A 20,129-nucleotide genomic window follows, 5' to 3' on the forward strand; every position below is an offset into this window, starting at 1 on the left:
ATGGTAGAATTCCCTTGTTGGCATTCCAACGATTCATCTCCAAGAATGGCTTGATTCCAACGATTAGCACCGTAAACAGTATCCAATCGGTACCCAATCAGTACCCGAACGGATAGTATACATATAGTATACATTCGCAAAAATCAGGAGGTCCGATGGGCAGGAGCTCGACAGGCGTATACCGTCCTCGCTCGTACACCACAGCATCAGGTGAGACCAGGTACCGGGCCATGGTCCCGATAGGCTACTACCCGTCCGGGGCACCAAAGCGCAAGACTGTCACCGCGGCCAGCTACCGCGCCTGCCTGCAGAAGCTCACCGACCTGCTCAAGGACATCCAGCAGCACGGAACTCCCAAGGAGCTCTCCTCGACTTTCGGCGGCTACGCCGAAACCTGGCTTGAAAACAAGAAGAAGGAAGTTCGCCCAAAGACCTACACGATGTACAAGACCATCGTGGACGTGCACCTGCATGAGTACGCCGGCTACCCCATAGCCAAGATCAAGCCCAGCATCATCCGCAGCCTCATCAACAACGCGCAATCCTACGATAAGCACGGTAATCCGAGCGGCCAGGCAGGGCTCAGCCTGCAGAAGCAGATCCACACCTGCCTCAACCAGATCATGCAAAGCGCGCTCGCGGACGGGCTGATAGACAGTAATCCCGTGCTCACCGTGCCAGTCCCCCACCGGGTCGGTGCCGAAAAGGAGCGGAAGGCTTTCAGCGTACCCGAGATGAAGGCCATGCTGCAGGCGGCCAGCGACCCCGAACTGATGGCCCCCGCAATCGGCGTCCGCATGTGGTTCCGCCTGCTCACCGGCATGCGACAGGGCGAAATACTCGGTGCCGAATGGGCCTCATACAATCCTCGGAAATCCACCTACACCGTCGACTGGAAACTCCAGGAAGTTCCCAAGGAGCACGGATGCGGCACCCCACACGACGGCATCTACCCATGCGGCAGGAAGAAAGCCGGCCTATGCCCGGAAGCCACATGGCGCATCCCCGCCAACTACGACCTGCGTCCACTCACCGGACTATGCGCTCTCACACGGCCGAAAAGCCAGTCAGGCCGCGTCATCCCCATCATCCCCCCGCTCAAAGCCCTCCTCGCCCGCTACCGCAAAGCCGCAGGCAAGCAGGCTGGCAACGACCTGATCTTCCGCCACGAGGACGGAAGCCCCATCAAAGGCAAGGAAGACACAAAGGACTTCGACCATCTCATGAGACTGGCCGGCATCAATCCAGCCGAACACACAGGCCACGAGACCAGACACAGCGTCGTCACCCTCCTAGCAGCCCAAGGAGTCGACTTCCAACTCATCCGCGAGATCGTCGGTCACTCCTCCGATGATATGGTCGAGCATTACCGTCACGCGGACGACAGCGAGCGCCTGCGGGCGATGGAGACCCTGGATGAGAGCCTTGGCCTGGAGCAGATCAGTTTCAATCAGTCCAAATCTTTACTCCCTAGCTGATCTCTTACACCATTTAATTGGGTCTGGAGAGCCATCACGTCAGCTATAAATCGTTCCATGCACTCTCTGGTAATAGGAGTCTGCTCGTTAGGGTGCGCATCTCCCTGGGTCGTTTTAGTTTCGAGTGCCTGTTCGTGGTTATATGTGACAGTGAACGCATGAACGATGCGATTCCGCCTTTTGCGCAGACCGTTAAAGTCGTCTTTGATATGAGTCCCCAATATGCCGTCGATAGACTTTTCTATCCTGCTGAGGAGCTGTATGGGCGATTTGTCGGTCAAGTCATACCAAGTTTCTTTCGATGTTTTGTCGTACAATATAATCTCGACGATAAAACCAGTCAGACCGTCAAAAACATATAGGCATGCTCCCAGCAAATACGTATAGTCGTCTTTGGGAAGGATGCTAGCGGCGTTGTCGTCGATATTAACTTCCGCATTTATACGTTTATACATATAAGTAAGATTAGTCGATCTACCTGCTCCGGTATCTGCGCTCGATCTCCCTGACGGTTCGCTCTGTGGCTCCGTACCTGATGGCGGTCAGGTCTGCTCTGATCTGCTGGTGTGTGGCTGTCAGGCGCTCGCGGTCTTGTCGGCTGAGGCCGGCTTGCTGCTCCTGGTCGATGACCTGGTCGAGTCGCTTGTGCAGGAGGATGGTCAGCCGCTCCCGCTCTGAGTCGGAGGCGGGTGTGTATGAGGGGTGGTTGTCGGGGATCTGGGAGACATCATCAGGGGTATAGGCCATAGCTGCATGCTAGGCCGTATTGGTCTGCGATATGAGTAAGGCCGGGAGGTTGCCCCCCGGCCTTACCGTGAATCAAGTCCATAGAAAAGTCATAGACCATTTCAATCCCACTCCCCTGACAGGGAGACATTGCCGACTGTTGCGCCGACATGGCCTACTGTACTACTCTCGCGGCCCTGGAGCGACACGCCTGGACTCATCCCTCTTGCATTACATCGCTAGCGCTGTAATATAGGTATCAGCAAGGGATACACAAACAGGGAGGACAAGATGGCACTCTACGGCATCACCTACAGGTGCGGACATGAGGACACAGTGCAGATCTGCGGCACCAACGTGCACGGTGAGCGCGAAAAGAAGGCTGCCTGGTACGGGACGATCGACTGCCCCGCATGCCGGACGGCGAAGGCCCGCCAGGGGCACGATGGCCTGCCTGCGTTGGAGGGCAGCGACAAGCAGGTCGCCTGGGCCGACGACATCCGCGAGGAGGTCCTGGACGAGGCCCGGGAGGACCGCGACGGCTGGGCCGGGCACGGGGCCGCCAAGGAACAGCTCGCCGCCGCAGACCGCATCATCGACTGGCTCAAAGAGCAGACATCGGCATCATGGTGGATCGACCACCAGTACGCCATCGACGCGGTCAAGGCCGCCCAGCAGGCGCTGGCAAAGCAGGAGGCCTGATATGACGATGATCCCCATCACACAGTATGCGGCCATGCACGGCAAGGCCGAGGTGACCGCCAGGCAGATGGCCCGCAGGGGCGGCCTGCGCACCGCCCGCAAGCAGGGGCGCGACTGGATGGTCGACTCCGAGGAGCCCTACCCGGACCGGCGTCGGCGCATGCGCGAGGCCCTCACCCGGGAGGGGATGGAGGGCCTGGACGCGCAGGAGCGCCGGCACGAGCTCAAGATCGCGCAGGCCAAGCAGTACAGCAGGGTCGGCGAATTCCACAGCACCTTCGCCGCCAACTGGGACCGCATCCCCGCTGAACTGGCCGACCAGCTCACTCCCGAGCAACTGGGATGGATAGTCGATCTGCTGGCCGACGCCTACACGGACGGGCAGCGACACCCCGACTACGAGTGGCTCCAGGCCGACGGCGACTGACGGCTCGCCCTTGGCGCGACACGCCCGGATACCCCACCTTGCATTACAGCTCTAGAGATGTATTATAGGTATTAGCAAGGGGCACAGGAGGACAAGATGGACGAGATGACCTACATGCAGATCAGCTGCTACGCGACCCCCAACGACACGGACCGCAAGCATGTGGACGAGATCGCCCAGTCCATCCTCCGGCACGGATGGGACGGGGCCCCCATTCTGGTCGACAGTGTCCAGGGCGTCTGCCTGACCGGCAGCCACCGGATGGCCGCCCTGCAGCATCTCGCCGACGACACCGACATGGACGTCGACGACATGACCGTGGCCCTCGACGTGCACGACATCCTCGAGGACTGGTATGACAGCCAGGATCCGGACACCGTCGACGAGCTCCCCCTCGACAACCTGCGCGCCATCTTCGCCGGCACCGAGGTCGAGGAGTACAAGGACCAGCTACCCGAGTGGTGACCGGCACGGCAGGTTGGAGAGGAGCACGATGAGCAGACGGCGCAACAAGCCGCGGCTGACCCCCGCATGGCTGCCCTGGATCCGCACCAGGCTGGCCGGCAGGCTGCGGGATCGGCTCTCCAGGACGTCCCGGCTCCTGCAGGCCACCCCCTATCAGCGGATGCTGGCCGAGGCGTGGAACGAGGCCGACAGCCTGGCGGCCGCGCCCCTGTGGTGGGTGAGCCGGGACATGACCACGCTGGCGGTGGACACCGCCCAGGCGGGAGGCCTGCCCGACACGGACCCGCCCTCACCGGCCGGGTTCATCTGCTTCGACGGCGGCCTGGGCCTGGAGCTGCCGGACGGGATGCCGCCCATCGCCGCCGTGCACTGGATCATCGACGGCAGCAGGCCCGGCCCCGAGGGGCGCTCATGGCTGATCCGCCCCCTCCTGTACACCGCCGACCATGACGCCTGCGCTAAGGAGGGAGACCTGCCCCTCGCCCCCATCGACGCAACCCCGACGGCAGGGCTGCCCGAGGCCCTGGGCGACATCCTCCTGGCCGTCTGGGCGCTCAGCCAGGAGCCGCGCATCTGCCAGGCCAAGCCGGCACAGCCGTCCCCCCAGGACCGGCTGCCCGCCAGCCAGGAGCCGGAAATCAGAAAAGTCAAGATGCTGGTCCTGCGCGAGAACCTCCACCGGCCGGGACGGCCGGCCGAACCCGGCGACGAGCAGCGGGCATGGACGCACCGGTGGATCGTCAGGGGGTTCTGGCGCAACCAAGCATACGGGCCCGACCATGCGCTGCGCCGCCGGCAATGGATCCCCCCATACGTCAAGGGCCCGGCCGACAAGCCGCTGATCGCCAAGGAGACGGTACGCATATGGCGCAGATGAACCTGGACCAGGTGATCGCCCAATACCTGGCCCCCCTGTCCCCGACCACCAGGGCCACCTACAAGAGCACCATCAACTCCTGGCTGCGCTGGTGCGACCTCAACCAGATCGACCCGCTCAAAGCCACCGCCAGCCACATCGAGGTGTACGGCCGGTACCTGCGCGCCCAGCTGGGCCGCTCCGTCCACTACCAGTCCACCAGCCTGTCCGTGATCAGCAACCTGTACAAGCAGGCCCACCACGCCGGGCTGGTCCCCGAGGACCCCGGACCGTACGTGCGCCGGCCCAAAGTGCCCAACCACTCCACCGGCACCATCCTGGAACGCGACCAGGCCCGCGATCTCCTGCACGCCGCCATCCAGGACCCGGACCCGCGCCTGAACGCCCTCACCAGGCTCCTCCTGCTCAACGGCTGCCGGCTCAGCGAGGCCCTCAACCTGGACATCCCCGACCACCATCCGGGCTGGCACCCCTGGATCCGGGTGCGCCGCAAAGGCGGATGGGAGCAGCGCATCGGCATCACCCAGGCCACCAGCCAGGCCATCACCCGCATCACCGGCAGACGGACACAGGGCCCCGTGTTCCTTCGCGGCAGCCAGCGCCTGCCCAGGGGGGCCGCGCGCCGCCTGATCGCCAAACTCGCCAAACGGATCGGACTGGACGGCATCACCCCCCACAGCCTGCGCCGCACCTTCGCCACCCTCAGCCGCGAGGCGGGCGTGCCCGACCACGACATCATCGCCGCCGCAGGATGGGTCGACGACACCATGCTCAACTACTACGACATGCACCACCACGCCATCCAAGGCAAGGCCACCAGCACGCTCAGCCGATACCTCGAATAAAACGCCGTGCCGTCCGCATTATTCGGGGGAGTCGGACGGCACGGCAAGGCCCAGCCTACACAGCATCGGCAGTGCAGGATGGCCTGACTGAAAAAATGTGGATAAGTCAGCTTATATAACATCCGGGCGTATATTTTTCCACCACAGCCCCAATGCCACTTTTATATCCACAGCACACCAAATTCCGGCTTTTGAATGCAAAAACCGCCCCCGCTCCGGTCATCCGAAGCGAGGGCGATTGTGTTATGGACGGGCCGCTACTTGCTGAGCAATGCTTTGGCCTGGCTGCCTGCGATGCATCCTGCGATGAGCACTCCCAGCGCGTAGATCGTAGTCACGATGGCGTCCGTATGGGGCAGACCCCAGACGGGGCCGACGCTGTGAACGAAGGCCCCCAGCAGAGGCAGGAACGCGAGCCCCACCCATTTGAGGATCTGGTAGAGCCAGTCGGGCAGCCAATAGGGCCTGCCCTCATCCTCGGGGATCGTATCGGTCATAAATATCACCTCCTTAGTAGTGGAGTGTTTCGCCGGCGTAGATCAGGCTGGGGTTGCCGGACCGGTAGCCGTGAATCTGGCTTTGCGCGATGCCGAGCCTGGCGGCGATCCCGGAGAGCGTGTCACCCCGCTGCACGGTCACGGTCCGGCCCCCGCCTCCCCCATGGTCGGTGGCGAGACGCTGGCCCGGGTAGATCACGTAGGGCGCTCTGATGCCGTTGAGCCGGGCTATCACAGGCCAGGAGCCGCCGAAGACCATGCTCAGGCAGTCGCCAGGACGCACCACATAGATGCCGCTCCCGTTACCCCCGCCCGAGTTGCCGCGGAGCCGCTCGTTGACCACAGCCATGACCTCGTCATATCTGCTGCCCAGGAGGGCGTGCCTTTGCGGGTCGTTGCCGTACTCGCCACGGATCACCGCTGTGGCGATGCTGGACGCATCACCGACGGGCGCGCCCTCCTTGGGAGTGGGTGACGGGGCGACCGGGTTAGGCTGCGTGCCGACCGGCGCGTTGGCATACTTGGCCCAGGTTACGGAGTCGCCGTAAAACCAGTTGACATCCACGGCCGTCCCTACGCCGGGCACATGCCCCGAGGAGGAGTACTGCCAGGCGGCAGCGAAATGCCAGGGTGCCACCGAGTAGGGCGGGGCCCCAGGATCACGCAGGCGCTCGCCGACATAGCCTCTCGGGTAGCCGGCCACCCAGAGCCCGTAGTCGGCCCCGGCCACGGCATTCCAGTCGCCTGCCTGGATGTTGGAGGCCTGCATGTAGATGATCGGCTTGGTCCCCCAGTAGGAGGCGACCCGGTCGAGCCACCGCTTGGCCCAGTCCGTATGCGAGTTGTATGGGGCTGGCGGCTCCCAGTCGAGGAAGGGGATCACGCCCGCATGCACGAGCCCGCGAGCGTTGGCCTGGGCGTTGAAGTGGTCGGCTTCGGCTTCGGGGCTGTTGCCGTAGTCCGGTCTGGCGTAGGCGTAGGCACCCAGCCGCAGGCCGGCAGCCCGGTTGGCGGCGAGCTGGCAGTCGGCGGCGGGATTGACGTAGCCGGTGCCCTCCGTGATCTTGGTGATGGAAAAGCTGGCTCCCGAGTCTCGGGCCGCCTGCGCGTTGTAGCACCCCTGATAGGATGCGTTGTCGAAGCCGGCGTCAGCGTAGGCGGCACCTGGGGTGAGCATGGCCAGGACGGCGAGCGCCCCCACCATGATCCGCGCGTATCTGGGTTTGGCGCGGGCGTGCCGCGCATGGGACCATCGCATGCATATCCTCCTTAAGGTAGGCATGAAAAAGCCGCCCGGATGGGCGGCGGGACAGGTGATGGAGGTCAGTCGACGGTGGGCAGGGCCTTCAGTTCCTCGTAGAGTTTCGTGCCCGTGCCGTTGCCACCCAAGGAGTGGTAGGCGCGGTAGACGCGGTCGGCCTCCTCCATGACCGCCACCGGGATATAGCCGAGTGGCACGTATTTGGCGTGGATCTCCAGGAGCTCGGCCCGCAGGAGGGTGCGCAGGCCCGTCTCCATGGCCTGGTCCCTGGCCTCCTCCTTGCGGTGGCTTTTCAGCAGCCACCCGCATAGGCCGCCCACGCCGGTCAGGAGCATGGGCACCACGCTCTCCAGGAGGAGCATCAGCAGGTCGGTCATGAGGCCGCCCAGCACATCTGGCCGCTGAAGAAGTTCGCGCTCGTGTCCCTGGTGCCGATGCTGATGGTGCCCTGCGGCTGGCTTTCATTAGGGCCGAAAACATGGAAGCGTCCGACCGCGTAGCTGGTGCCGTAGGCGAGCACGTCCAGGCTGTGGTCGGGCATGATCGATGAGGCCATGCGCACCACCGGGATCGTCTGATTGGCGGGGATAAGGCCTTGCCTGATCTGCACGTTCAGCTCAAGGAAGATGACGCCGCCCCGCTTGTACAGGCGGGTCGCGTGATTGTAGTCCGTCCAGTTGCTCCACCAGCCCAGGTAGTAGGCCGGGTCATAGTCCCGGTAGTCGGCAGGCAGGCCCTGCACCGTGATCCTCGGCCCTTCCACATCCAGGAGCCTGCCGGCTGACAGGCTCACATGCGAGGCCGACGCCAGAGCATGATTGCCCCGCGTGTCCACGCTCGCCTGGAATTCCGGCTGCTGCGGGCTGGTGCCCATCATCAGACGGCTGGACGATCCCGTATGGTCACCCCAGATCAGCCAGTACGGGTGCGTCGGATCATCACCGATGCCCTGCAGGCCGCCAGTATTGGATCCTTGGATCAGGGTCTGGCTCAGCTGGATGCGGTCGCCTTCCAGGGCGGTTTGGAAGCCGCCCACCGCCTGCACGCCGTCGCCGGAGGCGCGGAAAAGATACTTGCCGTCCTTGCCCTTGGCCCAGAAGCCCGACTGGTCGAAGCCGACCAGGCCGTCGGGAGTGGTGAACAGCTTGGACTTGACGATGGCGGCCGTCAGACTCCCCACGTCGATCTCGTCCGCCTTGATCTTGCGTACCAGGAGCTTTTCCAGCAGGGCCTCGGATGCGGTGACCTTGCTGGCGGTGATCGCCCCATCGGCTAGGCAGATGGTGCCCACGCTGCCCGCCACCAGCACCTGCTGCGCCAGCAGCACGTAATCCGTGAAAGCCTTGCCGTTCCACACCTGAATGCCCGTGACGTTGCTGTTCTTGTCCAGCTGCATCCACAGGTCGCCCAGGGCCAGCCCGTCATGTGCGGGCTCGGATGCTGAGGCGATGATCCGGTTCTTCCCGTCGGCCGTGGTCTGCGCCTGCCGGGCCTGGTCCTTGGCGTCCTGGCTGTCGGTCACATCCCGGACGGTCAGGCCGGTGATCCACCAGCCTTTCGCCTGGTCCCCGTACCCAGCGATGTTGAGCCACACGCTCAGACTGCGGTCAGTGTCGGTCCACTGGTCTGGCGTGTCCACGACGGCCTCCCGCCACACCCAGGATGACGCCTCCTCCTGCGTGACCGTGACCGCCTCATCCCAGTGAGTATTTGGGTTGACGTACCGCCAGCCGATGCGCAGATCCTCCCGGTTTTTCCCGTCGCAGATGGCCCAGAAGCCGAAACGATACTTGCGTCCACGATCCAACGGAAAGCGCCAGGAGCTGAAGTAGTCCCGCTGCGTCAAGGCTCCGTAGGTGGCGTAAGGCAGGGGCGGCTTGGCGGGGGCACCGCTCGTGCCCATGGCAAGGCCGAAGCCGTCCAGATCCCCCCAGGCCGGGTCGAAGGCCGGATTTCGGACGAGTTCCACGCCCCGCGACAGGGCCGCGTCGGCCTTGCTGCTAGCGGCCGCGCTCATGCTGACAGCCGTGCTTGCGCTGCTCGAGGCCTGCTTGGCTGTATCAGCTGCGCTGGTGGCCGTGTCCATGGCCTTGCCGACACTGCCGGACAGGCCGTCGGCGATGGTCTTGGCCTGGCTGGCCGTGTCAGTGGCACTGGCTGCGGCCTTGCCCGCGTCGGCGGCCGCCTGGCTGGCGCTGGCTGCGGTCTGCTTGACCCCGGCGATCTGGTTGATGGCCTGCTGGGCCTTGTCCTGCGCGTCTTTGATCTCGTCGGCACCGACGACGCTCTTGACCGTCACGCTCATAGGAGCAGTCGTCTCGGACCCGTTGGGGGCCGGGCTGCCGTCCTCAGCATGCGCATCATCCCACGCCCTGACGGTCACCTGGTGCACGCTGTCCGCCTCATACGGGCCCAGGGTCGCCGTGCCCCTGACACGCAGCTGACCAGCCTCCACGCCGTCCACCAGGATCTGCACGTGGTCGAAATCGGCGGGCACGCCGCCCTTAAGGGTGCCGTCCCATGCGACCAGGATCATGCCGGCAGCCGAGTCCACGCCGATGCCGGTGGGCATGCCAGGCGCAGTCGTGTCCCCCACCCAGGGGGCGATGCCGGAGGAGCCGGCATCGGGTCCGATAATAGTCTTGGTGCCATTGTCGTTATGCCAGGTGGCACTGCCGGACTTGCGGGTCTGCTGCTTTTTGGCCTTTGACAGTGCCAGCTGCGCGAGACCTGCAGCTGTATCCTCTCTGCTCCTGGGTGTGATGTCAGGGTGGAAAGCCATCAGTACTCCTTAGCTATCACTGGAACGGCGCATCAAGCACATCGAATTTGACGCTCGCTTTGCTGGTCTGGTCGCCGCTCATCTCCATGAGCCTCAGCTCGTAGCGGCCATCTGGGAGCGTGGGGAAGCCCGCCACATCCAGGTCGACACGCTCCCCCGGCCAGAACGACCCGCACGGATGGAGGGGAATGCCACGGGCATCAGTGTCGTTGAAGTCGATGCTGCCGGTGATCTGCATGAGCCTGCCGGCTGTAGCCACCCCTGCCAGATGCTCCTTGAGCAGGGGCAAGTTGTCGGTGTCCGTGTCCCCATAGACCGCCTCCCGGAGGATGGGCGGGTCCTGCATGTGGGTGATCTCATCCATCTGCTCCCAGTAGGCAGTGATGGTGCTCTCATCCTGACCGGCACCCGTCGCATACCAGCGCTGGTAGCCGTCCTGATAGTCGACGGTCAGCCCCTCCAGGCTGCCGGCCCCCGCGTAGGAGGAAAGGAGGATCGGCGGATGCTCCATGTCCAGGTACACGTCAGCATCGCTGCCGGCCAGAAAACGCACCCGCGCATGGCTGGGGTCGCCCCAATATGGCCGGAAGGCCACGTCGGGCCCGCCTTTGCTGTTGGCTATGTTGGTGATCAGCTGGGAGACGGCCAGGTTCTGCACGTTCCAGGCCTGATAGTTGGTGCGCTGGTGGATGCCCTTCTCGCCCAGGTAGGTCCAGTCGATCGGCAAGGCTCCGCCCTGCTTGGCATCGGTGGCGATCCGGCCGAGCTCGCTGCATATGCCTCTGAAGCTGAGAGCGTCGAAGCTGATCGTGTCGGTGCTGGTCCCGTCCTTGAAGGCCCCGTCCCTGACTGCGTATCGGGATTGGAGGATGGCCATGGGGCTCTCCAGACTAAAGGTGGTGTCCAGGAGCGTGTCCTCCCGGCTGCCGATCTTGCCCCACATGATGGGCGTGCCCATGTCCTCCGGGTCTTGCAAGTCTCGCACCCAGCAGGTGAGAATGCCACGCCGGCGAGAGTCCAGGAGGCTGTCACGGCCGGATGGCGTGTGAGCGTCCAGAGCAGACCAGGGGATGGTCAGGCTGCTCTCATCAGCCTTGCCGGTGCCTTTGTCGGTGGTCTGGAAGCCGAAATCTGAGATGCTCAAGTCCCAGGAAAAGGATGGGATATCGATGGGGGCGACCAGGTGGCCGTCCCGCACGTCGATGATCCAATGCCGCCAGCTCACCGGGCCACCCCCGCGTCCATGACCTCCAGGCTCCGCAGGCCTTGCCACTGCCAACGGGCCCGGTCGATGGCCGGCTTTGCATCAATCCGCACCTGATGCGCCTTGCCGCCCGACAGGACGATCCGCCAGCGGACCGCCTGCTTGGACCAGGGCTGGAAAACGGCGCACTCGTCCATCCCGTCGCTGACCCGCACATCATCCACATACAGGTCGCACCGGTAGGAGCCCACCCCCGGGGCCGTGGTGCTCGCCCGCCACGTCCACACCACGTCGGCCAGACGGTCCGTGGGCAGGTAGGAGGTCGTCAGACTCAGCTGCCGCTGCCACAAGCCACTGCCGTCAGTGCCACGCGACCAGTCCATGGGACCGGACACCAGGGACTGCACGTAGCCCAGACGGCCCAGGCTGGCCCCCACCGGGATCGCATAGTCCGTCGGCCCGCAGGACACGGCCGCAGCCGTGCTCGTCGCCCCAGCCGGCATGCGCATCAGGCCCAGCACCAGGCCCCCGGCCTCCACCTGCGGGGCCACAGGCGACGCGGACGGCGTGCCCTGCTTGACTTTCACATGCACAAGATTGTCAGGCGAGCCGGTGTGGCTGATGATGTAGACGGCATCGATCCTCGGATAGGTCGCATCGCCCGCATCCACGGCATTCTCCGTGCATGGGCTACCGGCACCGTCCCAGTATGCGATGCTCATACCGTCTGCCTCGCCCATGGAGCATACGGCTGCACCAGTGGACACCCCATAATGCAGATCCTGCCGTCCACTCACGTCCAGACCAGTGATGACCCCCGTGTTGGCCCACTGGCTGGCGATGATCCGACGATGTGTCAGCGCATCGCATCCTTGCCCCGACTGGTCTGGGGCCACTCCTAAAGCCGTGCTCATCATCGCTCCTTACATATATGTGTCATGGACGCTGATGGTCGCCCAGCCATCTCCGGGGGTCATCAGCTGCACCGACAGGGACCCGCCGGCAGGAACCAGCGGAAAGCCGCGCCGGGTGAGCAGGCGGCTCGCATCCACGCCACCCATTGATGCCGTCTGCGTCCGGCAGTCCAGGACCAGGGGAACCATGCCCACGCTGCCCGACCACTGCAAAGCCCTGCCATCCGAGCCCACCAGGAGCACCCCGTCAGGCATCGGACCAGTCACCGTGACCACCGGATACGCCATGGCGGAACCCTTGTTGCGCAGCAGGGCCACGCTCTGCGGCGAGCCCGCAGTCGCGCCATACGACAGCGGATATACAAGACCCAAGCCCTTGTCCCCGTAAAAGAGGCCTCCGGATGTGGAGGACACCGGGTACACCTGCAAGTCCGTAGACAGCCAGGAGAGCCGCTCGGGTCGGGGGCAGACTACGTTCATGGTGCCGACCATGCGGCCCTCATGCCACGCGGCATCACCGGACACGGTCACATAGCCGGTCGCATACGTGTCATCTGTCCCGTCCACCACGCGCAGGCGGACCAGATGGCCGGCGGCGGACAGAAGCAGGTTGAGGGAGGCGATCACCGCATCGTGCTGCTCGGCCAGCGCCACCCAGTGGATGGTTACGGTCCTGGCCGAGTAGAGGATATCCGAGGGTGCTATGTCGTGCGCCCCGTTGCCTGATGCACGCTCGGTGAGCGTGACCTTGGCCTCCGGGGTGCTGCGCCAGCCTTCCACACCCTCCGTGGTGATGCCGAGACCGTCAGGGCGCTCCTGCCGTTTGCTGCCGGCCAGCAGGACCGTCCTGTCCCCGTAGTGGATCTCCGCGTAAGCGGGCATGTAGCTCATGACTCTCCCATCGCCGACTGCATGAGCGCATGGGCGGCTGTCCTGCCGTCGATGGTGCCCTGCACGTAGGGGTCCTTGACCCCGTAGTTGTTGATGATCACCTGCATGGGCGGCATCTTCTCAGCCCGGGACTCCTTACGGTCTCCGTCCTTGGCGAAGAGGGCGCGCTGCTGGTCGCCGGTGAGCACCAGCTCAGGGTCTTGGGACTGGTTGCTGACGATGGTCACCCCGGGTGCCAGGTAGCCGCCCTTGTCGTACAGGCTGGGGACGATGCCGCCCTCCGCGTACCCGCCTGCCCGGTTCAAAGCCGCCAGGCTCCCGTACCGGTGCAGCGCATAGTTCAGGCCCGCATAAATGTTGGCCAGCGGGTCGGTGATGGGACGCCCGGCGAAAGGCCCAGCGTAGGCGGCGAAGGTCGGCGGGATCACCTGCATGAGCCCTTGGGAGGGGATGCCGGCTTTCGCATTGCTGTCCCAGTTGTTGATGGCGGCTGGGTTGCCGCCGCTCTCCTGGTTCATTCTGCGGAGCACCGTGTCGGTCCAGCTGTCAGGCTGGCCCAGCATGTGCAGGGCCTGGATCACCAGTCCACGCCAGCGTTGCACACCCGATCCGCCGGACCCTGCGCTGGACATGCTGGAGATCAGGCTCTTGGCCTTGTCGACCAGACCATGCATGACCTTGACCGGCAGCTGGGCGATCAGCCTCCCCCAGTCGCCAGCGCCGATGCCTGCCAAGAGCTTCTTGACCGGGTCCACGATCAGCCGGGTAATCGTCCCGCCAGGATCGCTGAGGAAATCGCCGATGCTCTTGGCCGCGTTGGACAGCCAGTGCTCCGCATTCTGGACGATGCCGCCTAGGTCGAAGCGAGGCACGACACCGCCCACAGAGAAGCCCATGTCAGCACGCACAGCCGCAGGGCCGGCCTGGCGGGCCAGGCGATTCCACCGGTAGACGTTTTCGGGGCCTACGGCACGCACCCATTCGGGCACCATCCAGGCTTCGCCAGGCGAGGTCATCGCCAGGATCGTATCCTGCCCAGGCGCATACCCCGGATTGATGCCGCCCTCCGCAAAGTGAGCGTCCGGCAGCTTCAGATCCAGGCCGACCGCACCTGCCACCTTGTTCCATATGGCCTTGATGCCGTTGGTGTACACGGTGTCGACCACCCAGCGGACGGGCCTGGCGGCAGCATCCCTGATCTGGTCCCAGGACCTGCCGATCCAGTCCTTGGTCGTTTCGAAAGCCTGACCGATGGCATGGATGCCGTCCCGGAAGGGCCCAAACACGGTACGGTCGATCCAGTTCCAGGATGCCTGCGACTTGGAGCTGATCCAGTCCCATACCGGGCGGATCGCACTGTCGTACAGCCAATGGAAAATGCTCGCCCATCCTCGAACCTCACGGTTCCAGGCATCCATGACATGGGATTTGATCCAGTTCCACGAATCGCGGAACTTGGCCACAATCCAGTCCCAGACGGGGCGGATATGCTGCTCATACAGGCCGTTCCATGCGTTGCCCAGCGCGTTGATCCCATTTTTGAATGGGGTGATCACATGCACGCTGATCCAGTTCCAAGCGTTGCCCATGGCCTGCCGGATGCCGTTGAAGGCGGGCTGGACGACCTTGTGCCACAGGTCCTCCACCGGCTTTTTGAGCAGATTGAAGGCGATCACCCACGGAGTGACGAAAGACGTGATCACAAAAGTGATCAGAAACTTGAACACCTGGACGATTCCTTGCCCGACCGTCTTAAGCACACTCCATGCGCCTTTGGCGACTGCGGTGACCTTGGACCAAGCGCCTTGGAAGAAGCTCACGAAGGGCCCCGCAAGCCAACGTCCCACGGTGGCCGCCGTGTTCTTGATTCCGTTCAAAACTCCATTCACAGCATTGCGGAAGGGCGTGATGTGCTTGTAGGCCTCAGTGAGGGCTGTCACCACTGCGCCGATGCCTAGTACGACCCATCCCCACGGACTGTCGATGAATGCCAGCTTGAGGAGCTTCATACCGTTGGTGAAGATGATGTTGGCTGCCGTTCCGGCTTTCGTGACGGCTATATAGGTTTTCACGCCGGCCACCAGGGCCAGCATGGATCCTCCGACACCAGCGAGCACACCGATCAAAGGCTTGTTACGAGACGTGAAATCGCCGATAGCGACTGCCCCGTTGACCAGCCACCGCAGCATTCCCGTCAGGGCAGGCAGGAATTTCGAGGCGAGAGTTATGCGGCTCGTGTCCAGAACCTGGTTGAAGCGGTCGGTCTGCACCCGGGCGGTGTTCTGGGTCTCCGCCCAGGTGGAGATGTCCCTGCCGTTCTGCTTGGCCACGTCGCTGATGCCCTTGACGTTCTTTGCGAAGGTCTGGGTGCTTCCACCGGATAACATGAGTGCAGTGTTCATGCCGGTGGCCCCGCCCATGATCTTCTTCAGGGCTTCCGTATAGGTCTGAGCCTGGGGTGATCCCTGTTTGAGCTGGTCGTTGAAGCCTTTGCTCTTGTTGTACATCTGGTCCCACTGACGCACCAATGCGGCCTGCTGATCCGGAAGTGCTTTAAGCCCCTGCCGGTAGTCGTTGAGGGTAACAGACCCGTCCATGACGCCCTTGGCGAGATCCTTGGCCTTGCCTGTGAGCTTCCCGAACATAGTGGCTGCGTCCTGGGCAGCGAATTTGCTCTGGTTGAAAGCGTTGAGCAGGATGGTGCCGGAGGGCCCCATGTGCTTGAGTATGGTCTCCGACAGGTAACTGATCGTGCCGGTCAGCCCGCGCTTGCCCAGATTCTGCGCCACGTCCACGCTGCTGATGCCGAACTGCTGCATCTCGTTGACGGCCACCGCATTCGGGGCTTGGAGAGCGCGGATCGTGTTGGCCAGCTCCTGCGTAGACTCCTGGGCGCTGGTGCCGTGCGAGGTCAGGGTCGCTTCAGCGCCGCCGACCTCCGCGAAGCTGATGCCTGCTGCGGATGCGACGGGCAGCACCGTGGACAGGGAGCCAGCGAACTCTTGCATGCTGGTCTTGGCTTCGCCGGATGCTCTCACCAGCTGGTTGGTGACGCTGGAGGCTTTGCTGGTGGGGATGTTGTAGGAGCGCATGATGGAGGTCAGGGCGTTGGTCATGACGCCCAGGTCGACCTGCTCGTCGGTGGCTCCCTGGGCTGCGGCCTTGAGGACTCTGAGCCCGTCGGCACCGCGCATCTGGGCTTTTTCCATCGTGTACATGCCTTCGGCCAGCTGGCTGGTGCTGATTCCGGTCTGCACGGCGATGCTCTTGATGCCTTCCTCCACGCCATGCAGGTTCTTCGTGGACTCGCCGCCGGCCGTGACGAGCAGATTCATTTGCTTTTGGAAGCCTTCGGCGGCGTCGGCGCTGGTTTTCATCCACTGCGCGATGCCGACGGCCCCCAAGCCCAGGCCCAGCAGGCTGAGGCTTTTGCGGGACTTGTCCCAGATGGTCTTCAGCTTGCTGGACTTGCCGCCGACTCCATCCAAAGACTGGCCGAAGCTGGCCCACTTGGAGGGCTGCTCGTCGGTCGCCTTGGCGAGGTCCTTGTTGGCTTTGGTCAGCTGATCGGTTGATGTTTTGCTGGCCTTCTTGGACGCTTCGAGGGCCTTTTCCGAAGAGCTGACCGCCTCATTGGCCTGCCTGGACTTGCCACGGGCGGCTGTAAGCTGCGCTTCAGCCTTCAAAGCCTGGGAGGAGCCCTCGCCATACTTTTTCAGCTGCTCTGAGAGGCGCTTTTCTGCAGCCTCCTCGTTCTTGGCGGCAACGGCTGCCCTGTCGCGAGCTTTGGCGATGTCACGGGTGGCGTCGTCGACGGCTCGCTTGGCCTTGGATTCGGCATCCTTGAGGGTATCGACCTGTGCTTTGAGCACATCGGTCTTGGAGGCGGCCGCCATGGACTGCGACCAGACTTTCCCGGAGGCTGCACCGGCCTGCTTGGCGGCATCCGTCGTCCCAGTCAGCAGGAGTTTGGCGAAATTCGCTAGATTGGGGAGAACGTCCATCCACACCGAGTTCACGCCGGCCATGCTCAGCCTCCTGGGATGATGCGGGACGCCAGGGCGTCCAGTTCGGTTTTCGTCTGCCCGTCGAGATCGTCTTCGGGACGATGATGCTTGTCCCGCTCCTTTTCATCCCGGGCGATGGCCAGGGAGAGCGGGTTGATGGGTTTGAGCCCGCGCACGAGGACGGCGAGGGCTCTCAGGGTGATTTCTCCGCGCCAGTACTCCGCGATCGGGTCACGGGGGCTGTACTGCTCACACAGGGCGGCTTCCAGCTCCTCCGGGTGGCCGTCAGCGTCGAGGAGGTCTAGCGCCGTGTAGGGACCCCGTCAGGGGTGGTGGCCTCCATCCGCTCGCCGATCTCATTCATGAGCAGCATTACGTCGGACACCTGCCCGCCGTCAGCAATAAAGTCGTCCCACTGGTCGCCGAGCACGGCCTTGGCCATGTCGATGTCGGTGGCGGCGGCTGTGACCGCCTCCTTGGTCTTGTTGGACTGGAGCAGCGGATGCTCTATGTGGTAGACGCGCGCATCCTTGCCGTCCTGGACAGTGAAGTCGATGGTGTCGGTGACCCCGGGATGGGTTTCCTTATACTTCTGACGAATAGCGTGGAGGGAATACTTAGTTGACATAAATGCTCCTTAGATGTGTTTTGGATGGGCTGGTGTTCAGGCGGCAGTCTTGACGCTGGAGATCTTGGTGTACTGCTTACCGGTCTTCTCATCGGTCAGAACATCGAAGGTGAAGCCGAGATCCTCGGTGTCGGGACGGTCCAGAGTGCGGTCGCCGAAGCCGCTGATGGACGCCTTGTAGGCGAACTCCACCCGGTAGACGGCGTCAGCACCCACTCCGTCCTGGGCGATCAGGTAGATGCGGTAGAGGGGCAGCTGGCTGAGCCCGCGCTCCGTGTAGGCCCAGGTCTTGGAGTTCTTGCTTTCGGGCCAGGAGGCGACCGGCAGGCCGGCCCGCAGAGCCTCCGTGAAGGCGTTTGCCTCGCCGAAGGTGACATCGATCTGGCGGGTGGAAGAGCTCAGGTCGGATCGGACGGGCTCCAGGTCCTGCATCATGGTCGTGTCGTCGGTCTTGACGCTGCGCTTTTCGACCACGCCCTTAGTGGTCACGTAGCCCATCTGCTTGTACCCGTCGGGCAGTTGGAAGGGCAGACCGTCGTCGCCGAAGAACTTCTCCGGCGCAGGGGTCGAATAGTCGGCGATGGCCAGAACCATGGTCGCGTGCTTGCGCACGCTGCCCGGATCGTTCTGCATGTACTGCTGCACGTCGGCAATGGTCGGCGTAGCCGTAGGGGTTGATGCCGTGTCGTCTCGGGTGGCCACTCCTGCAGGCATGGTCTGGATTGTGGGGTCGGTCATATGATGCTCCTTTTGCATATGCAAAAGGCCACCCCTGTCGGAGTGGCCTGAAAATGGGTTGTTTGGTTGGAGTTAGTGGCTTACGGGTCTCATGACGAGGCTGAATGTTGCGGTGCAGCGCAGGATGGCCGGGTCGCCGAAAGGCACGTCGGCAAAGGCACTTCCTGAGATGTCGTCCACGTACCCGTATTTGTTGCCGTTACCGGCCAGGGAGGCCATGCACGAGTCCATGGTCTGGATCAGCGGGCTCATGTCGGCCCAGGATCCGGCAAGCAGGTCGATGTCCACGCTCACTGAGCGTTCCACCGGGCCCATGGACCCGGACGGGCTAAGGCTCGTCTTGACCAATGGCAGCGATGCGATAAGCTGCTTGTCGTCGGGCAGGACCGTGTACGGGTGGTATTTGGTCCTGTCGGCGATCCATTGGTTGACCAGCCGCAGATGCTGCGGCCATCTGACAGGGTCCATGGTCGCCTCCTAGAGCTGCGATGCCGCTCGGCGGAAGAAATTATGCCGAGGGTAGCGTAGGGAGCCGTGCTCCTGCTCTGAGGCGTGCTCGCTGCCGGCGATCACCCGCGCGTAGGGGCGTTTGATGCCGGTGGGTGACTTGGTGCCCGGCCTGGTGCCCGTCTCGATGCGCAAGGAGTCGGCAAACTCGTCGCAGCCTTCCTGGTAGGCGAGCCTCTGGCAGATTGGCAGGAGCCTGGCGGCGATGTCGTTCAGGCCCTGGCGTACTGCCGGGCTTTCCAGGATGTTTTTCTCCAGCCATTTTTCGTCGACTGATGCTCCGCTGGTCATCGGTGGTCCTCCATCATGTACAGTTCGCTGTGCGAGCCCAGCCCGTCGGCAGGTGTGTACTCCTGCACGGCGCTGGCCAGCCGGTAATCATGCCCGTTCCATCCGATGGTGTCGTCCCCGTCGACCAGGTCGGAGAGGACGATGCCTTGCGGGCCGATGACCCGCCACCGGCCCAGGAGGATGTCCTGTTCGAAGAGCACGTCGCCCGCATTGGTGACAGGCTGCACGCTGCACCCAGTCACTGTTCGGGCGGTTGTGGTCTCCTGCGGCTGGCCGTCCACGTCGGGCGCGCCCATGGTGCGGTGCTTGATGGTGATCGTGTCCCCGTGCAGGCCGGTCATAGGATGCCTCCGATCCGGTATTTGGCTATGGCGGCGCTCCATGCGGCGCTGGTGCCCACGGACTGGGCGACGCTGTAGGTGCGGGACTCCTCCCCGGTAGTCCAGGAGGCAAGCCCGGGCATGACCTGGTAGATGGCCGCCGCCTGCTCCAGCACCGCATCCTCCACGTCACCAGGCACCGGGTCGTAGCCGTGCGTGTAGGTGACCTGGATGCTCCGCCACCCGTCCACCGGATGAGCGAAGCGGAGCATCCCGTCAGCCGACCACTCGGGATCGGCAGGCTGGCCGTTGAAAAGGACTTTGTCCACGTCCGTGACCGGCCGGACGGGCAGGCGCACGGTCCTGCCGCCCGTCCCGTCCAGGATCACCGCGTCCGTGCTCTGGATGATGGGGTTGCGGCTTTGGCCGGTGAAACGGTCGGAGGCAAGCCGCAGGCACAAGGCCAGCTTCGGGTCGTCGGGCTTGCAGTTGAGACGCTGCGCCAGATCATCCGGGGATGCCAGCGGCTTCGGCTGGTCCTGCTGTCCGCTCATGCCTGCCTCCTCACG

At 63.7% G+C, this 20,129-nt stretch carries 23 protein-coding genes; 6 read left to right on the forward strand and 17 right to left on the reverse strand.

Annotation, left to right across the window (positions count from 1 at the left end; all coding sequences use genetic code 11):
- Positions 1–155 precede the first annotated feature (155 nt).
- Positions 156–1,478 (forward strand): site-specific integrase, encoded by a 1,323-nt coding sequence (locus P273_RS0108330; RefSeq protein ID WP_024627994.1) that lies wholly within the window; start codon positions 156–158, stop codon positions 1,476–1,478.
- Here P273_RS0108330 and P273_RS09635 read toward each other — a convergent pair.
- The gene (locus P273_RS09635) at positions 1,451–1,933 is read right to left on the reverse strand and encodes a hypothetical protein (RefSeq protein ID WP_024627995.1); all 483 of its coding nucleotides are present in this window, start codon (positions 1,931–1,933) and stop codon (positions 1,451–1,453) included. The genes P273_RS0108330 and P273_RS09635 overlap by 28 nt on opposite strands.
- A gap of 19 nt (positions 1,934–1,952) precedes the next feature.
- Positions 1,953–2,225, reverse strand: a complete 273-nt coding sequence (locus tag P273_RS0108340; RefSeq protein ID WP_024627996.1) for a hypothetical protein — start codon at positions 2,223–2,225, stop codon at positions 1,953–1,955.
- Between the two features lie 270 nt (positions 2,226–2,495).
- Between P273_RS0108340 and P273_RS0108345 the strand changes: the two genes are divergently transcribed.
- The 5 genes from P273_RS0108345 (at position 2,496) to P273_RS09640 (ending at position 5,520) form a co-directional block, all read left to right on the forward strand.
- Entirely contained in the window at positions 2,496–2,906 is a 411-nt protein-coding gene (locus tag P273_RS0108345; RefSeq protein ID WP_024627997.1) for a hypothetical protein, read from the forward strand.
- 1 nt (position 2,907) lies between these two features.
- Positions 2,908–3,333, forward strand: coding sequence for a hypothetical protein (locus P273_RS0108350; protein ID WP_024627998.1), 426 nt, complete (start codon positions 2,908–2,910; stop codon positions 3,331–3,333).
- Positions 3,334–3,429: 96 nt separating this feature from the next.
- Positions 3,430–3,798, forward strand: coding sequence for a ParB N-terminal domain-containing protein (locus P273_RS0108355; RefSeq protein WP_024627999.1), 369 nt, complete (start codon positions 3,430–3,432; stop codon positions 3,796–3,798).
- A gap of 28 nt (positions 3,799–3,826) precedes the next feature.
- Positions 3,827–4,675, forward strand: a complete 849-nt coding sequence (locus tag P273_RS10080; RefSeq protein WP_024628000.1) for a hypothetical protein — start codon at positions 3,827–3,829, stop codon at positions 4,673–4,675.
- Positions 4,663–5,520: a tyrosine-type recombinase/integrase gene (locus P273_RS09640; protein WP_024628001.1), complete on the forward strand. Its 858-nt coding sequence runs from the start codon at positions 4,663–4,665 to the stop codon at positions 5,518–5,520. Before P273_RS10080 ends, P273_RS09640 begins: the two co-directional genes overlap by 13 nt.
- 257 nt (positions 5,521–5,777) lie before the next feature.
- On the opposite strand, the gene P273_RS0108370 is transcribed toward P273_RS09640, so the two are convergent.
- From P273_RS0108370 to P273_RS09650, 15 genes are all read right to left on the reverse strand, one after another.
- The gene (locus P273_RS0108370) at positions 5,778–6,017 is read right to left on the reverse strand and encodes a phage holin (protein WP_024628002.1); all 240 of its coding nucleotides are present in this window, start codon (positions 6,015–6,017) and stop codon (positions 5,778–5,780) included.
- A gap of 13 nt (positions 6,018–6,030) precedes the next feature.
- Positions 6,031–7,275 carry a GH25 family lysozyme gene (locus P273_RS0108375; protein WP_024628003.1) on the reverse strand — a complete coding sequence of 415 codons (1,245 nt, stop codon included), beginning with the start codon at positions 7,273–7,275 and terminating at the stop codon, positions 6,031–6,033.
- A 65-nt stretch (positions 7,276–7,340) separates the two neighbouring features.
- Complete coding sequence (locus P273_RS10085; protein WP_029676342.1) at positions 7,341–7,655, reverse strand: hypothetical protein; 315 nt, start codon at positions 7,653–7,655, stop codon at positions 7,341–7,343.
- Entirely contained in the window at positions 7,652–10,060 is a 2,409-nt protein-coding gene (locus tag P273_RS0108385; RefSeq protein ID WP_024628005.1) for a hypothetical protein, read from the reverse strand. The genes P273_RS10085 and P273_RS0108385 overlap by 4 nt, the downstream gene beginning before the upstream one ends.
- Positions 10,061–10,076: 16 nt before the next feature.
- Entirely contained in the window at positions 10,077–11,285 is a 1,209-nt protein-coding gene (locus tag P273_RS0108390) for a hypothetical protein (RefSeq protein WP_024628006.1), read from the reverse strand.
- Positions 11,282–12,181 (reverse strand): hypothetical protein, encoded by a 900-nt coding sequence (locus tag P273_RS0108395; protein WP_172637265.1) that lies wholly within the window; start codon positions 12,179–12,181, stop codon positions 11,282–11,284. Before P273_RS0108395 ends, P273_RS0108390 begins: the two co-directional genes overlap by 4 nt.
- A 6-nt stretch (positions 12,182–12,187) precedes the next feature.
- Positions 12,188–13,069, reverse strand: coding sequence for a hypothetical protein (locus P273_RS0108400; RefSeq protein WP_024628008.1), 882 nt, complete (start codon positions 13,067–13,069; stop codon positions 12,188–12,190).
- Complete coding sequence (locus P273_RS09645; RefSeq protein ID WP_024628009.1) at positions 13,066–17,097, reverse strand: phage tail tape measure protein; 4,032 nt, start codon at positions 17,095–17,097, stop codon at positions 13,066–13,068. Before P273_RS09645 ends, P273_RS0108400 begins: the two co-directional genes overlap by 4 nt.
- A 2-nt stretch (positions 17,098–17,099) precedes the next feature.
- A complete protein-coding gene (locus P273_RS10010; protein WP_155804746.1) occupies positions 17,100–17,252 on the reverse strand; it encodes a hypothetical protein in 153 nt (50 codons plus the stop codon).
- Positions 17,253–17,377: 125 nt separating this feature from the next.
- On the reverse strand, positions 17,378–17,704 hold the full coding sequence (locus tag P273_RS0108415; protein WP_024628011.1) for a hypothetical protein: 327 nt from the start codon (positions 17,702–17,704) through the stop codon (positions 17,378–17,380).
- 36 nt (positions 17,705–17,740) lie between these two features.
- The gene (locus tag P273_RS0108420; RefSeq protein ID WP_024628012.1) at positions 17,741–18,442 is read right to left on the reverse strand and encodes a hypothetical protein; all 702 of its coding nucleotides are present in this window, start codon (positions 18,440–18,442) and stop codon (positions 17,741–17,743) included.
- Positions 18,443–18,514: 72 nt separating this feature from the next.
- Positions 18,515–18,910 (reverse strand): hypothetical protein, encoded by a 396-nt coding sequence (locus tag P273_RS0108425; protein ID WP_024628013.1) that lies wholly within the window; start codon positions 18,908–18,910, stop codon positions 18,515–18,517.
- A 9-nt stretch (positions 18,911–18,919) separates the two neighbouring features.
- Positions 18,920–19,240 (reverse strand): hypothetical protein, encoded by a 321-nt coding sequence (locus P273_RS0108430; protein ID WP_024628014.1) that lies wholly within the window; start codon positions 19,238–19,240, stop codon positions 18,920–18,922.
- Positions 19,237–19,581: a hypothetical protein gene (locus P273_RS0108435; RefSeq protein ID WP_024628015.1), complete on the reverse strand. Its 345-nt coding sequence runs from the start codon at positions 19,579–19,581 to the stop codon at positions 19,237–19,239. Before P273_RS0108435 ends, P273_RS0108430 begins: the two co-directional genes overlap by 4 nt.
- On the reverse strand, positions 19,578–20,114 hold the full coding sequence (locus tag P273_RS09650; RefSeq protein ID WP_024628016.1) for a hypothetical protein: 537 nt from the start codon (positions 20,112–20,114) through the stop codon (positions 19,578–19,580). The genes P273_RS0108435 and P273_RS09650 overlap by 4 nt, the downstream gene beginning before the upstream one ends.
- Positions 20,115–20,129: the final 15 nt, after the last annotated feature.

Source organism: Bifidobacterium sp. A11 (assembly GCF_000499185.1).
GTDB classification, from domain to species: Bacteria; Actinomycetota; Actinomycetes; order Actinomycetales; family Bifidobacteriaceae; genus Bombiscardovia; species Bombiscardovia mizhiensis.

What these genes read in the sequence shown, in the direction of transcription:
- P273_RS0108330 (WP_024627994.1), top strand. Translation starts at nt 156, where the DNA reads ATGGGCAGGAGCTCGACAGGCGTATACCGTCCTCGCTCGTACACCACA.
- P273_RS09635 (WP_024627995.1), bottom strand. Translation starts at nt 1,933, where the DNA reads ATGTATAAACGTATAAATGCGGAAGTTAATATCGACGACAACGCCGCT.
- P273_RS0108340 (WP_024627996.1), bottom strand. Translation starts at nt 2,225, where the DNA reads ATGGCCTATACCCCTGATGATGTCTCCCAGATCCCCGACAACCACCCC.
- P273_RS0108345 (WP_024627997.1), top strand. Translation starts at nt 2,496, where the DNA reads ATGGCACTCTACGGCATCACCTACAGGTGCGGACATGAGGACACAGTG.
- P273_RS0108350 (WP_024627998.1), top strand. Translation starts at nt 2,908, where the DNA reads ATGACGATGATCCCCATCACACAGTATGCGGCCATGCACGGCAAGGCC.
- P273_RS0108355 (WP_024627999.1), top strand. Translation starts at nt 3,430, where the DNA reads ATGGACGAGATGACCTACATGCAGATCAGCTGCTACGCGACCCCCAAC.
- P273_RS10080 (WP_024628000.1), top strand. Translation starts at nt 3,827, where the DNA reads ATGAGCAGACGGCGCAACAAGCCGCGGCTGACCCCCGCATGGCTGCCC.
- P273_RS09640 (WP_024628001.1), top strand. Translation starts at nt 4,663, where the DNA reads ATGGCGCAGATGAACCTGGACCAGGTGATCGCCCAATACCTGGCCCCC.
- P273_RS0108370 (WP_024628002.1), bottom strand. Translation starts at nt 6,017, where the DNA reads ATGACCGATACGATCCCCGAGGATGAGGGCAGGCCCTATTGGCTGCCC.
- P273_RS0108375 (WP_024628003.1), bottom strand. Translation starts at nt 7,275, where the DNA reads ATGCGATGGTCCCATGCGCGGCACGCCCGCGCCAAACCCAGATACGCG.
- P273_RS10085 (WP_029676342.1), bottom strand. Translation starts at nt 7,655, where the DNA reads ATGACCGACCTGCTGATGCTCCTCCTGGAGAGCGTGGTGCCCATGCTC.
- P273_RS0108385 (WP_024628005.1), bottom strand. Translation starts at nt 10,060, where the DNA reads ATGGCTTTCCACCCTGACATCACACCCAGGAGCAGAGAGGATACAGCT.
- P273_RS0108395 (WP_172637265.1), bottom strand. Translation starts at nt 12,181, where the DNA reads ATGATGAGCACGGCTTTAGGAGTGGCCCCAGACCAGTCGGGGCAAGGA.
- P273_RS0108400 (WP_024628008.1), bottom strand. Translation starts at nt 13,069, where the DNA reads ATGAGCTACATGCCCGCTTACGCGGAGATCCACTACGGGGACAGGACG.
- P273_RS09645 (WP_024628009.1), bottom strand. Translation starts at nt 17,097, where the DNA reads ATGGCCGGCGTGAACTCGGTGTGGATGGACGTTCTCCCCAATCTAGCG.
- P273_RS0108415 (WP_024628011.1), bottom strand. Translation starts at nt 17,704, where the DNA reads ATGTCAACTAAGTATTCCCTCCACGCTATTCGTCAGAAGTATAAGGAA.
- P273_RS0108420 (WP_024628012.1), bottom strand. Translation starts at nt 18,442, where the DNA reads ATGACCGACCCCACAATCCAGACCATGCCTGCAGGAGTGGCCACCCGA.
- P273_RS0108425 (WP_024628013.1), bottom strand. Translation starts at nt 18,910, where the DNA reads ATGGACCCTGTCAGATGGCCGCAGCATCTGCGGCTGGTCAACCAATGG.
- P273_RS0108430 (WP_024628014.1), bottom strand. Translation starts at nt 19,240, where the DNA reads ATGACCAGCGGAGCATCAGTCGACGAAAAATGGCTGGAGAAAAACATC.
- P273_RS0108435 (WP_024628015.1), bottom strand. Translation starts at nt 19,581, where the DNA reads ATGACCGGCCTGCACGGGGACACGATCACCATCAAGCACCGCACCATG.
- P273_RS09650 (WP_024628016.1), bottom strand. Translation starts at nt 20,114, where the DNA reads ATGAGCGGACAGCAGGACCAGCCGAAGCCGCTGGCATCCCCGGATGAT.